Annotated in this window: 8 protein-coding genes and 1 tRNA gene; 6 read left to right on the top strand and 3 right to left on the bottom strand. The window is 35.1% G+C overall.

The features are described from left to right. Positions 1 to 69: 69 nt before the first annotated feature. The 3 genes from P176_RS0101855 to P176_RS0101845 are packed head-to-tail and all read right to left on the bottom strand — an operon-like array spanning position 70 to position 3,957. Positions 70 to 525, bottom strand: a complete 456-nt coding sequence (locus P176_RS0101855; protein ID WP_026753103.1) for a cytochrome c — start codon at positions 523 to 525, stop codon at positions 70 to 72. Further along, a complete protein-coding gene (locus tag P176_RS0101850; RefSeq protein WP_026753102.1) occupies positions 522 to 1,628 on the bottom strand; it encodes a PQQ-dependent sugar dehydrogenase in 1,107 nt (368 codons plus the stop codon). The genes P176_RS0101855 and P176_RS0101850 overlap by 4 nt, the downstream gene beginning before the upstream one ends. A gap of 31 nt (positions 1,629 to 1,659) precedes the next feature. Next, a complete protein-coding gene (locus tag P176_RS0101845; RefSeq protein ID WP_231481161.1) occupies positions 1,660 to 3,957 on the bottom strand; it encodes a TonB-dependent receptor domain-containing protein in 2,298 nt (765 codons plus the stop codon). A 150-nt stretch (positions 3,958 to 4,107) separates the two neighbouring features. On the opposite strand from P176_RS0101845, the gene P176_RS0101840 reads away from it, so the two are divergent. The 6 genes from P176_RS0101840 to P176_RS0101815 all read left to right on the top strand — a co-directional run bounded on the left by P176_RS0101840 (position 4,108) and on the right by P176_RS0101815 (position 14,416). Then, a tRNA-Pro gene (locus tag P176_RS0101840) sits at positions 4,108 to 4,185 on the top strand. A 441-nt stretch (positions 4,186 to 4,626) separates the two neighbouring features. Continuing rightward, positions 4,627 to 5,079, top strand: coding sequence for a site-specific integrase (locus P176_RS18830; protein WP_197022130.1), 453 nt, complete (start codon positions 4,627 to 4,629; stop codon positions 5,077 to 5,079). Between the two features lie 145 nt (positions 5,080 to 5,224). Beyond that, entirely contained in the window at positions 5,225 to 7,951 is a 2,727-nt protein-coding gene (locus P176_RS0101830) for a substrate-binding domain-containing protein (RefSeq protein WP_037348629.1), read from the top strand. A gap of 351 nt (positions 7,952 to 8,302) precedes the next feature. Then, on the top strand, positions 8,303 to 9,622 hold the full coding sequence (locus P176_RS0101825; RefSeq protein ID WP_026753099.1) for a sugar porter family MFS transporter: 1,320 nt from the start codon (positions 8,303 to 8,305) through the stop codon (positions 9,620 to 9,622). A gap of 6 nt (positions 9,623 to 9,628) precedes the next feature. Next, complete coding sequence (locus tag P176_RS0101820) at positions 9,629 to 11,248, top strand: glycoside hydrolase family 32 protein (RefSeq protein WP_026753098.1); 1,620 nt, start codon at positions 9,629 to 9,631, stop codon at positions 11,246 to 11,248. A 12-nt stretch (positions 11,249 to 11,260) separates the two neighbouring features. Continuing rightward, entirely contained in the window at positions 11,261 to 14,416 is a 3,156-nt protein-coding gene (locus P176_RS0101815) for a TonB-dependent receptor (RefSeq protein ID WP_026753097.1), read from the top strand. The last annotated feature ends 8 nt before the right edge of the window (positions 14,417 to 14,424 follow it).

Raw genomic sequence — 14,424 nt, 5'->3', positions numbered from 1 at the left:
CTTTTTATAGAGTTTTGTTAGAACCTGATCTATCAGATTGCCTACAAATTTAGCAATTCAAAACAAAAATCAGGGTTCAATTTTTGAAACTTCTTCTACGGTTAGCATTTCACCATAAGAGTTGCCCCAACTGTTATTGATGTAGTTCATCACATCGGCCACCTCTTTGTTAGTAAGCCCCAAACTGGCCATCATATTATTATAGGTAACACTGTTAACCACAATTTTTCCAGACTTACCATATTTAATGGCTTTTATACTTTCGGTCTGTTTGTTTTTTAAATAGTCAGAATTCGCTAAAGGGGGATAAGCTTTGGGCACGCCTTTACCGTCGGGTAGGTGACAGCTCATACAGAAATCCATGTAAATAGCTGCTCCTCGTTCCATGCTCTCTTTTAGCTTATCCTTTTGTGCTATTATAGTTTCTGTTTCCGAAGACATCGCAATGGTATCGGTTCTTTTTTCAGAAGAATTACAACTTAAAACTAAAAGTGCTGGAAGAATTAATAGTATAGCTGCTCTCATTTGGTTTGAATTAATTTCACAATGCCTAAGTTTTCAATGCCGACATACATATAACCGTCAGGACCTTGTTCTATTGAGCGCACGCGACCTAAGCCATCAAGTAAGCGCTCCTCTTTTACGACTTTGCCGTTTTCGATATAGCAATTGTCTAGATATTGAAATTTTAATGATCCTACTAATAGGTTACCCTTCCAGCCGTTGTATACGTCACTCGAAATAAAAGCCATACCACTTGGGGCAATAGAGGGTACCCAATAATGTAGCGGTTGCTCCATACCTTCTTTTTTTGTAATATCTGTAAACGAAGTACCGCTGTAATTGACACCGTAACTTATTACAGGCCAGCCATAATTTTTACCAGGTTTGATAATGTTGATTTCGTCCCCACCTTTTGGACCATGTTCATGTGCCCAAATCTCGCGGGTTTCTGGGTGTATGTCCATGCCTTGCGGATTTCTATGTCCGTAAGAATAAATGGCCGTTTTAGCATTGGCAGCATCTACAAAGGGATTATCGTTGGGTATGGTGCCATCAGCATTTAGGCGGTATACTTTGCCGCCATCTCTAGTAATGTCCTGCGGGTTTTCGTCCCGATTACCACGTTCTCCAATGGTAAAAAAGAAATAGCCATTATCATCAAAAACAATTCTTGATCCAAAATGTTGTCCTTTGGTTGTGTTTGGCGTTGCCTTGTAAAGCACTTCTTTTTCAACAAGTGCGTTATTTTTTAATTTACAGCGCATCAAGGCGGTGTGTCCTCCATTATCATCACCTTCAGAAGACGCATAGGTCAAATAAATCCACCCGTTTTGCGCATAGTCTGGGTGTAATGCAATATCCAGTAGACCACCTTGGCCACGGTTGTATACTTGAGGAACTCCAGTTATCTCGGTTTTTCTACCGTCTTTAAAGTGAATGATTTCTCCTGCTTTTTCTGTAATAAGCATAGCGCCGTCTGGAAGAAAGGTAAAGCCCCATGGGATATTAAGATCAGGAACAATGACTTCATGTGTGTTATTGGTGTTAATCGGGTTTTTATCTTGAGCACAGGCGAAAAGGCTCAAAAAAAAGAGGATAAAAAAGCTGTGTTTTGAAAGCGTCATGAATCGTGTTTTAGTTTAGGCATCAAGATACTTAAAATACATAATTTAAATTTAGTCCCGAAAAATAGTTTACAGGATTTCCAGGATAATAATATCGAGGCGCACTATCTCCAAAACCGGTGGCATTGATGAGCACCTGAGCGGCATAATGTTTATCAAAGAGATTGTTGAGACCAGTAAAGATATTAAATGTTAAGCCCTTGCTTAATTGGTTCTTATAGCCGAACTTAAGATTCGTAAGCATATAACTTTCAGTATATAATAAATTGCTATCGGTTATTGGTATGGCACCAACGTATTGTTGGTTGATGTTGCCATAAAGACCCCAAGCGGTATTAAAATCAATTCCCAAATTGGCAATTTGATTGGGAACACCCGTAAGATCATTGCCAGAAAAATCAGTCTCGTTATCCACAAAGTCTTGAAAGGTGTAATTATTATAAGTATAAGATAAAAAAGAACTGAGTTGAAATGCTTCTTTTTGCAACCATTTATAATCAAGACTTAGCTCTAAACCATCATGGCGGGTTCTCCCGGCATTAATGCCAATAAATTGATCTAAAGCTGTACGACGTGATACAACGAGGTTTTTAATGTCTAAACGGTACAAAGAAGCCGTGTATTGTAATCGGTTTTTCAAAAGTTGTCCTCTAGTGCCTATTTCAAAATTCCATCCAGTTTCTGGTCGTAGATCGGTATTAATTTGCCCATCTGGTAATAACGTTTCATTGAGTGAAATAGGAGAGAAGCCATGACTAACACTTGCAAAAAGACTAATTTCTTCGGAAATGAGATGAGAAAGTCCCAATTTAGGCGATAAAATCGTGTTGTATTTAAACGTTCCTGACTGGTCTGGATTGACTTCGGAAGATGGAAAATTATCATCTAAATCGTAACTCGTTTGATTGAGGTTTAACCCAAAAGTTAGGGTGGTAAGATCAGAAAACGAATAATCAGTTTCAAAAAACAAATTAAAATAGCGTCGGTCTTCTTCAAAATCTGAAAGCTTACTGCCCTCAACACTGCCAGTTCCTGCGGGAAAATCTTCATATAGATTTTCAAATGTGCGAGCCGTGTATGTATCGTTAAAAATTTCGCCGCCAAAGGTGTAGTTAAGTGGTTTGTTGAATACTATAATATTGCCAAGAAGTCGAGTTCTTAACCCAACAGCAAAACTATTTTCTCTTAAGACATTAAAAGGTCTCGGTTCCAAAGCAGTTCTAAAAGACGTGAATACGCTTGTAATTTGTTTGAGATTGCTGTTGTATTGATGATTCCAGGATAAGCCTAAAATGCCTCGGTTAGCGTCTTCAAATCCTTGTGACTGTTGCCAAGTAAATGCTGCTTTTTCTGGATTATTTTCAAAGTCTGAAGCATTGATAGAACTAGGAATAAATGCTTTGAGATTGACGAAACTTCCTAAAACTGAAATCTCATTGGTATCATTAATATAATGTTGAGAACTTAGAGTAAAGGTTTGCCTGTTGTAATTGTTATTGTCTCGATATCCATCACTTTGTGTATGGCTGTATACCGCACGAATACTATTGTTTTTAAATCCTAGATTAAGATTGTTAATACCTTTGATCAAACCAAAAGATCCCACTGTAAGTTCATTATTTAGAGAGGATTGGTTTAAGTAAGAATTTTGAGGTTTTAAAATGATTGTACCGCCAAGACCAGCACCGTAACTGCTAGATGTCGCCCCTTTGATAATTTCTATATTTGAAATACTCGCCAGTTCAAAATCTTCTATAGTAGTTTCACCACTGCCATTTGTAAGTGGGATGTCTTTAAAATAAGCTCTAATTTTTGATGTGCCGTACAGGGTCCGTGATCCAATCCCTCTAATGGTTATACGATTTGTGTTTAAAGCGCCACTTTGCATAAAAAGTCCGGGTACACGATTGAGAATAGGAGCAAAATTGGTGTTGTTTGAACGTTCGATATCCTTTTTACTGATGATATTGATGGTAGCTGTTGCCTTTTCTAAAACAGTTGGGAGATGATTGGCGTTAACTATAACCTCGCTGAGTTTTGAAGGATTGGGTTCTAATGATATAATGCGGTAGGATGTTGTGGTCAAGTTAACAGTTTGCTCATAGAAACCAAATTTCTGTAATTTATAGTTTCCAGAATTCGGAATTCTGAAAAAACCATTACTATTTGAAACTAAGGTATCTTGGGATATGGTATTGATAATGCGCACGCGTTCAAGTGCATTACCAGAGTCTTTATCAATCACTTTTCCGTGGTAATCGATTTGAGAAAAACTGTTTAAAGAGACTAAAATGAATATAAGGAAAAGACCGTAAGGTTTGGTCATCATCTAACTTTGGTTTCTGAAATTTAACAAGCAGCAAAGTTACGAGTTTTCATGGGATAGATGCGTTGCCCAAGGTCTTGTATATTTTAATGAGAATTCCTTTTTAAATAAAGAAAAACAATTATATTTGCAACCCGTTACAGATAACCAATTCGGGGTGTAGCGTAGCCCGGTTATCGCGCCGCGTTTGGGACGCGGAGGTCGCAGGTTCGAATCCTGCCACCCCGACCATTAAAAGCCAAAAAATCATCGATTTTTTGGCTTTTTTATTTGGTAGCGTTGACAACATAGTTGTGCATTAGCAATTAAATCAAAAAAAGCCTTTAAAAACCGCTTTTTGCAGTTTTGGCTTTTGATGAGCAACAACTCCTTTTCAGAATCAACAAAGTTAATTTTGCCACCCCGACTACTTTAAAAATAGATTTAACACAAAATATTGGTAATCATATGATTATATAGGTTTTGTAGTTTTTAGGGCAACATAAAATTTGAGCTAAATTGATTTAAAAAAGTGACCTATTCGGTTACCTTTTTGAAATCACCAAAAAGAAGTAACCGAATTGTTGATTTGACTTTCGTCCAAAAGCAATTTTCAATTAAACGTCTTTGTTTGGTTAGGATATGTTTGTTTATGAATGCTACATAGACTTAAGTTATATTGATGCAATTAGTTTGGAACCTTCTGACATTCTTCACGGTATTGATGGAAAATTATGGATTATTACTCATAGGGTTACAACGAACAACCCTTTAAAAATTCCAATATTATCAAAAGCACTAGAGTTGATTAATAAATATAAAAAACATTCAAAATCACTGGCCAAAGCTACTGTTTCTCCGAAAATTTCAAATCAAAAACGCAACTCATATCTCAAGAAAATAGGAGACCTGTCTGAAAGACATAAAACCCTAACATTTCATTTGGCCAGACATACATTTTCTATGACAATAACATTAACTAATGGCGTACCAATGGAAACAGTATCAAAATTATTAGGGCATTCAAGATTGTCTACAACTCAAATTTATGCGAAAGTAATTGAAAGTAAGGCAAATGATGATATGTTGCAATTGAAGGAGAAACTAAAAAATGCTAGTATATCCAAAGTGAAAAAAGCCAACTAAAATTTTTGCTTTAAATTGGATACACTGAATCAAATCGATTCTAAATATATCAAATCAAAATTTCGCGATATTAAACCTTTTAATTTAACAGATTGTGAATTATAGAATATGAATTCTATACATTTATCAAAATTCTAATTATAAAATGTTAAGATTAATATTTTTAGTGTTTGTTGTATTGAGCTTGGTTTCCTGCAATAAGCTCGAAGATGAGAAGAAATTTAAGATTGGCTTTTCCCAAACTGGAACCAAGGATGACTGGCGAAAGTCTATGAACAAATCTATGGAAATTCAAGCGGAATTTCATCCAGAAATTGAACTTAAAATTCTTGATAGTGATGACAAGGTTGAGAATCAGATTAAAGATATTGAACAACTTATTTCCGAAAACGTTGATATTCTCATTGTATCACCGATAAAGTCAAAGCAGATTACACCAGTAGTTGAAAAAGCATTTAAAAATGGAATTCCTGTTATTATTGTGGATAGGAAAACAGAGGGCGAAAATTACACCGCGTATTTGGGTGGAGATAATTATCAAGTTGGAATTAATGCAGCAAAATATATTGCTTCCTTCTCCAATAGTCTCAAAAAAATAATTGAAATAAAGGGACTTTCTGGATCTTCGCCAGCTTTGGAAAGAAGTTTAGGCTTTGAGGAGGTTGTAACCAATAATCCAAATTTAGAGGTTATAAAAGTGATTGAGGGTAATTGGGAGAGTTATTCCATAAAAAATAGTTTAAGTAAAGTACTTGATAGTATTAAAGATGTGGATTATATATTTGCCCATAACGATAGAATGGCCTTGGGAGCATGGCAGGTTGTTAAAGAAAAAAAACTTCAAAACCGAATCAGTATTATAGGTGTTGACGGTCTAAATGGGCCAAATGGAGGCATTCAAATGGTCAAGGATAATAAATTATTGGCTACAATTTTATATCCTACAGGAGGGGATGAAGCAATACGTCTTTCTTTAGAAATATTGAAAGGAAAAACAGTAGCCAAAAACAATCTCTTGAACACTATAGTAATTGATGCTCGCAATGCTGACATCATGAGTAAACAGTTCGATAAAATTTATCAACAACAACAAGATATAAATTTTCAACAGGACAAAATTAAATTACAAGAAAAGAACTATACCTCTCAAAATATTGCCTTAAGGTTGCTTTTGGTTTTATTAATCCTCAGTATTCTTTTAGGGGTTTATAGTATTTACACAAGCTATAATTTAAAAAAGAAAAAACGGGAGTTAGAATTACAGAATCGAAAAATCACAGTTCAACGAAATCAAATTAAAAAAATAGCTAAAGAGGTCAAGGCAAGCAATGAAGCGAAAACAAATTTCTTTACTGGTCTCTCACATGAGTTCAAGACACCTATTACTTTAATATTGTCATCCATCGAATCTCTATCCGAAGAGAAGAAAATTAGGGACTCCAAAATTTTAAACGAACTCTCATTAATCTTCAACAATTCAAAACGCTTATTGAGACTTATCAATCAATTACTGGATTTTAGAAAGTTAGAAGACAGGAAATTCATATTCAGAGCATCGGAAACCAACCTTTTTACTTTTATAAATAACATCTATAAAGATTTTGAAAGGGAAGCACAAAAGCGGAATATTGATTTTAAAATAGAAGGCAACAATTTAGATTTAACCATATTCTTGGATAGAAATCTTATGGATAAGGTGTTCTTTAATTTATTATCGAATGCTTTTAAATTTACTCCAAACAATGGTAAAATCATAATTGATATTAATGATGAAAGATCTACCAATTTCGTAAAAATATCGATTAAGGATTCTGGTATAGGGATTCCCGACAATGAGTTGGAAAGCGTGTTTAAAGCATTTTACCAAGGCTCTAATAATAATAAAGCCAGCTCTGGAATTGGCTTACATATCTCTCGTGAAATTGTTGAACTGCATAAGGGAAGTATTGAGGTGCACAGCAAGCATGGTTCGGAATTTCTAATTACACTATATAAAGACAGAGCACATTTGAGCAGTGATGAAATCGTATTGGAACCAGCTATGGTTGATAATGAAGTTTCAGGTTTTAATCAAGAGTATGAGGATGATATTTACGATACCGAAGTAATATCAAAATCTGAAGAAAAATACACCATATTGATTATTGAAGACAACTCTGATTTGGTTAAATTTTTGAAAAACAAACTATCGATCTCTTATGAAATATATACATCGGACGGCAATGATGGCATAGAGAAGGCTATAGAGATAATACCAGATATAATCATTTGTGACGTCAACTTACCTGTTAAAGATGGTTTTGAAATCTGTGAAACCTTGAAAAAGGATTTACGCACATCGCATATACCAACTGTTATTCTAACGGCTTTGGGCAATAAAGAGTCTTATATTAAAGGTTTGGAATCTGGTGCAGATTTATATTTGACTAAACCATTTAGTCTGGCAATTTTAAGTCAATCCATAAAAACATTGTTGTATAACAGAGAAAAATTGAGGTACTATTATATCAATAGCATTCATAACATAGGTCAAGAGGCTGAGTTTGGAACTATCGAACAAGAATTTTTACAAAAATTGAACCTAATTATTCGAGAAAATATCGACAACTCAAATTTTACTGTAGAAAATTTAGCCGATCAATTATTAATTTCAAGAGTTCAACTATATAGAAAAATTAAAGCTATTCTAGGTATTAGCATAAGCGATTATATTCAAAATATCCGTCTGGATAAGGCCAAAGAATTATTGAAAGATTCTACATTGTCTATTTCTGAAATTGCATATGCATCAGGCTTTTCGTCTCCCAACTATTTCTCCACGGCATTTAAAGCAAAATTGAATATATCTCCAAAAGCATTTAGAGATAATTAATTCATTATTGATGTACCGTTTAAAGCGGGTTGTCATATTGACAATATTTTGATAGTTTTTAATGAATTTCTTAAATATGATATGAAAAAATGAATTATTTAAGAGATTGTCTATTCCATTTTATCATATTCAAAACGATTATCTGACCTTTTGTTGTTACACAATTGAAATTTCATGTAACATATTTACAATACAACGTTTTAGTTGAAATTTTAAAAATAATATAACTATTTAAAAATCAATTGATTAAATTTAATTAATATTTCTTTAACAATATTGTAACATATTGATACAATTTCAAATATCCGAAAGAGGTATTTGAAATACATTGTAACTTCAAATGGATACAATATGAATAAGAAAATTTTAATCTGGTCAATTACAGCTGCATTAGCAGGTTTTTTATTTGGCTTTGACGTTGTCGTCATATCTGGAGCTGAAAAGAAACTGCAATTATTGTGGGGTTCTTCAGATATCATTCATGGTGTAGTTGTAATTGGAATGGCTCTTTGGGGCACCGTTGTTGGTGCTCTTTTCGGTAGCATACCAACCAATAGACTGGGGCGTAAAAAAACACTAGTTTGGATTGGCGTCTTATATACTGCATCTGCAATCGGTTCGGGTCTGGCAAACGATCCTATTACATTTGCGATTTTTAGGTTTATTGGAGGCCTTGGTGTAGGTGCATCAACTATAGCAGCTCCTGCCTATATATCAGAGATAGCACCTGCAAAAGATAGAGGTAAATTAGTAGCCCTCTATCAGTTCAATATTGTGTTTGGTATTTTGGTAGCCTTCTTTTCTAATTATATGTTGAATGGCATTGGTGAAAATGCATGGAGATGGATGGTGGGTATAGAAGCACTTCCAGCAGCTATTTATACGGTCTTTGCTTTAACAGTGCCAAAAAGTCCAAGATGGTTATTGACAAAATTTAGAAATAGTGAGGCGAAGGAAGTTTTAAAGCTAATAAATCCTGATTTAGATCCCGAGAAATTGATGTTGGAGATAAAGGATGAAATGGATAACACGGTTCCGAATGAAAACATTTTCCTCAAGAAATATAGGTTTCCTTTAATTCTAGCATTTTCTATATCGTTTTTCAATCAATTATCAGGCATTAACGCATTTTTATATTACGCACCCAGAATTTTGGAAGAAGCAGGATTAGGAGAAAGCGCAGCCCTATTGAGTAGTATAGGTGTAGGTGTAACCAATATGCTCTTTACACTATTAGGGATCTTCTTAATTGATAAGTTGGGAAGAAAACAATTGATGTATATCTGTTCTTTTGGATATATAGTTTCATTGTCTTTAGTATCGGCAGCATTCTTTTTGAATTGGGAAGGCAATGCGATGCCAATATTTTTATTCATGTTCATCGCTTCTCATGCCATTGGGCAAGGAACTGTGATTTGGGTATTCATTTCAGAAATTTTCCCTAACCACCTACGAGGGTCTGGACAATCATTTGGTAGTTCGGTTCACTGGATATTAGCTGCAGTGGTGCCCTCATTAGTACCAGTGCTATTTTCAACCATAGGTGCTGGAGTCGTCTTTCTGTTTTTCGCTGTAATGATGGTATTTCAATTATTATTTGTAGCATTTGTTATGCCGGAGACAAAAGGTATTTCGCTTGAAGATTTAAGTAAAAAATTAACTAAAAGGTAAGAAGTAATGAAACGATTTTATTATTCAAAATTTATGTTATTGATGATTTGTGTGTCATTATTTCATAATTGTAAAAATAAGTCCACAGAGAGTCAAAAGATAGAAACTAAGGCTGATAAAGTGGCATATTCAGAAGAAGAGCTGTATCGTCCCAATTTTCATTTCACACCAAAGAAAGCGTGGATGAATGATCCAAATGGTATGTTTTATTACAATGGATATTACCATTTGTATTTTCAGTATTACCCTGACGGCAATGTTTGGGGCCCTATGCACTGGGGACATGCTGTAAGTTCTGACATGGTTACTTGGAAAGAAATGCCAATAGCTATATACCCAGATGAAAAAGGATATATATTTTCTGGTAGTGCAGTAGTCGATGTAAATAATACGTCTGGTTTTGGCAAAGGTGGAGGTGAGCCTATTATTGCTATGTTTACCTACCATGATATGGACGGTGAAAAATCTGGTAAAACAGATTATCAATCCCAGGCGATCGCCTATTCTTTAGATGAGGGACAAACGTTTACTAAATATTCTGAAAACCCTGTAATTAAAAATCCAGGAATGAAAGATTTTAGAGATCCAAAAATTGTATGGGACTCTATACATGAAAAGTGGCTTATGGTATTGGCCGCTGGTCAAAAAATTATGTTCTACAGCTCTTCAAATTTAAAAGACTGGAAATTAGAATCTGATTTTGGTAATGGAATAGGTGCACATGGCGGCGTTTGGGAATGTCCAGATTTCTTTCCAATGGCAGTTCAAGGAACAGATGAAGTAAAATGGGTGTTGTTTGTTAGTATTAATCCAGGAGGACCAAATGGAGGTAGTGCGACCCAGTATTTCGTCGGGGATTTCGATGGTAAACAATTCTCAATAGATCCATCATTTGAAAATGACTTAAATAATTCAGAACATAAATCTATTTGGATTGACTACGGAAGAGACAATTACGCCGGAGTAACTTGGGCTAATATCCCAGATACCGATGGTAGGAAGTTGTTTTTAGGTTGGATGTCTAACTGGAACTATGCTCAAGAAGTGCCTACTGAAACTTGGAGAAGTGCCATGACTATTGCAAGAGCAGTAGAACTTCAAAAAATAGATTCAAGTTATAGATTATTATTTCAACCAGTTAAAGAAATAGCCAGCTATAGAAGCACGAAATTTAAAGAAGATTCAATAATAGTTAACGGCAATACAAAACTTATAGATTCAAAATTGATGGATTTATCAAGTACAGAAATAAATTTCAAAATTTCAGATTTAGAAGATTCCGGTTTCACCTTCAGCTTGACAAATAAGTTTGGAGACAGTTTAGCCTTTGGATATAATACTAATGATAAAAACTTTTTTGTTGATAGAAGACAATCTGGAAAAACAGGTTTTTCAGAAAAATTTGCTGATCGCGTCTCTTTAGCTAAAAGAACCTCAGATAATCCAGATTTTTCAGGAACCATAATAATTGATAAAACATCTATAGAATTATTTTTTGATGACGGAGAAACAGTAATGACAGAAATATTTTTTCCAAATACACCATTCGATAAATTAAGTATTGAACCAAAAAAGAAAGAATTCTTTCTTGACCATATTGAAATTCACAAATTAAATTTTAACTAACACTAAATAATTATGAAATTAAAACAACTCATATTTTTACCTGTATTCATTCTTATGGGCTTATTGACTCAAGCACAGGTTAGCGGTACTGTTATCGCGCAAGTGGACGGTATGCCTTTGCCCGGTGTTACTATCGTTGTGTCAGGCACCACTCAAGGTACCGCCACAGATTTTGATGGTAATTATACTTTGGAAAATGTTGATCCAAATGCAATATTGGTTTTTAGCTACATAGGTTATAAAACTCAAGAAGTACAAATTAACGGACGTTCTGTAGTGAACGTTGAAATGAATGAAGATGCAGCGGCACTTGACGAAATTATTGTTACAGGATATTCTACAGAGAGAAAAGTTGATGTCACTGGAGCAATTACCGTCGTAGAACTTGGACCTGCAGAAGCCGTAAGCATGAGTTCTGGTAGTTCAGTACAGGCATTACAAGGGCGTGTTTCAGGTTTGTTCATCCAAAAGAATGGAGGAGACCCAACAGGAATTAACAATAATGTTTTAATTCGTGGTGCTACTACATTAGGTGATAACAATCCGCTGTATGTTATAGATGGAGTGCCTACTGTAAGGCAGGAGATTTTTGCAGGGTTAAATCCAAGTACTATTGAATCCGTTCAAGTGCTGAAGGATGCTTCAGCTTCTTCACTATATGGTGCACGAGCTGGTAATGGTGTTATTATTGTTACCACAAAAAATAGTGCTAAATCAGGAGGAGAAGAAAAAATAAAAGTAAGCATAAACTCCAATGTATCAGTGCTGTCAGAAAAAAAACAACGCTATGATATGCTTAATGCACAACAAAGAGGTGAGGTATTATGGCAAGCTTCAGTAAACGATGGAGCGGATCCTAATGGTGGTTACGGTGAGATTTATAACTTTGATTGGAATGGTGATTTTAATAATCCTGTATTAAATGGTGTTACTGTACAGCCTTTCGTAGGTGGAGACACCTCTGTGCCTTCTGGTGATACTGATTGGCAAGATGAACTTTATCAAACAGGTTATGTTTATAACAATGAAATCTCCGTTTCTGGAGGTACAGATAAGTCTTTTCATTTATTAAATATTGGACACTTAAGAAACACAGGGATTTTAAAATTTACAGGGTATGAAAGAATTTCAGCAAAATTAAACTCAAACTTTAATTTTTTAGACAATAGGATACGTTTAGGTATTAATACTCAATTTACAACATCAGATGAAACCTTGGCTTCTCGAGATGTTGGTAGTGCACCAACTCCAGGGTTGGGTATCACTTTGGCACCAACCTTACCCGTTTACGATGCCAATGGAAATTATGCAGGACCATTAGGAGCTGGTTATTCTGATAGGAATAACCCCCTTTTAATGCAAGATATAAATCAAGATGATAATACGGAAAGGACAAACATCTTCGGAAATATTTATGTAGAATTTGACATCGTGAAGAATCTAACTTTTAGATCAAGTTTAGGACTGGATTATGGGGATTTCAAAAGAAGAGATATTGAACGCAGAGTTTTCAATGGCTTTATAACACGTGCTGATAACAGACTTATAGAGAGCTCCAGTAAGTTTTCAAGTGTTGTATTCAGTAATACATTGAACTATCAATTAGAACTTGGAGAGGACCACAAAATAGGCGTTTTATTGGGCACAGAAGCAATAAAAACTGATTTTACAGGAGTCAGCGCTACCGCAAATACTTTCGCAGTAGAAACAGAGTCATTCTTTCAACTAAATGCAGCAACAGGCGCACGCACAAATTCAGGCTCATCGACAGGTAGTAGATTATTGTCACAGTTTGGGAAAGTGAATTATGCTTTTCAAGATAGATATTTAGCGTCTTTCACCCTTCGTAGAGACGGGTCATCAAGATTTGGTCCTGAAAACAGATATGGTGTTTTTCCAGCAGCCAGTGTTGGTTGGAGAATAGACAATGAAAATTTTTGGAAAGAGAACGATATTGTCAATGCGTTAAAATTTAGAGCAGGTTACGGCGAAGTTGGTAACCAGACTATTGGGGATGTGTCGCGATTTGGACTATTTGAAACTAGATATGGGCCTAATGAGGTTCAGTTCACTGATGGTTTTTTCGAGATCTATAACAACGTTGGTACTGCATATGATTTAAATGGAAATAACGGTGGCACTTTACCTTCGGGATTTGTATCAATACAGGCAGCAAATCCTGCTTTAAAATGGGAAACTACCAGAGAGATAAATGTTGGTGTTGATTTTACATTGTTCAATAATAATATAAAGGGGTCCTTTGATTATTTTACGAGAGAAACGAGTGATATCCTAACGACTCCTCCTATCGCTTCAGTAATTGGAGAAGGTCAATTGAGAGTATTAAATGGCGCAACCACCGAAACAAGAGGTTGGGAATTATCACTCGGGTATTCTAAAGAATTCAATAATGGTCTAAGGGTAGGAATATCAACAAATTTTGGAGCATTTAATGATGAAATCACAGCATTACCTGCTGAAGTGGTATCATCTTATCCTGGTACTATCGATAATTCTATCATTGGACACTCCCAATTTTCAATCTTCGGATATAAAACAGATGGATTATTTCAAAGTCAAGCAGATATAGATTCGAGTCCTACTCAAGTTGGTGCTAGACCTGGAGGCTTAAAATTTCAAGATTTGAATGGTGACGGCGTTATAGATGGTGATGATCGCGATTTTATAGGTACGACTTTGCCAGATTTAGAGTATGGCGTTAGAATCGATTTGAATTATAAGAATTTTGATTTGTCAGTGTTTGGGTCGGGCGTTACAGGAAGAATTGGTCAAGATCCTTATATTTTCTGGAATAACTTTGTTCAGGGTAGAGAAAATGGAGGAGTTGGTTTATTAGACGCTTGGACACCTACTAATACGGGTTCTTCAATTCCATCTTTATCATTAGCGTTCAATGACCAAAGAACATCAGACTATTTGTTTAGAAAGAATTCCTATTTTAAATTAAGAAACCTTCAATTTGGCTATACATTACCTGATAACATTACTTCAAAGTTGGGAATGACTAACTTAAGAATTTACTTTCAAGGAGAGAATCTGTTTTGGTTCACCCCAAAAGATTATATAGGTGCCGATCCTGAAAGAACGGACGTTAATAGTATTCCAGTGCCTACAACCTTATCCTTGGGGCTTAACATTAACTTTTAATAAATATT

Source organism: Sediminibacter sp. Hel_I_10 (assembly GCF_000688335.1).
In the GTDB taxonomy this organism is placed as follows: Bacteria; Bacteroidota; Bacteroidia; order Flavobacteriales; family Flavobacteriaceae; genus Psychroserpens.
This window is presented reverse-complemented; position numbering and strand designations above follow the sequence as displayed.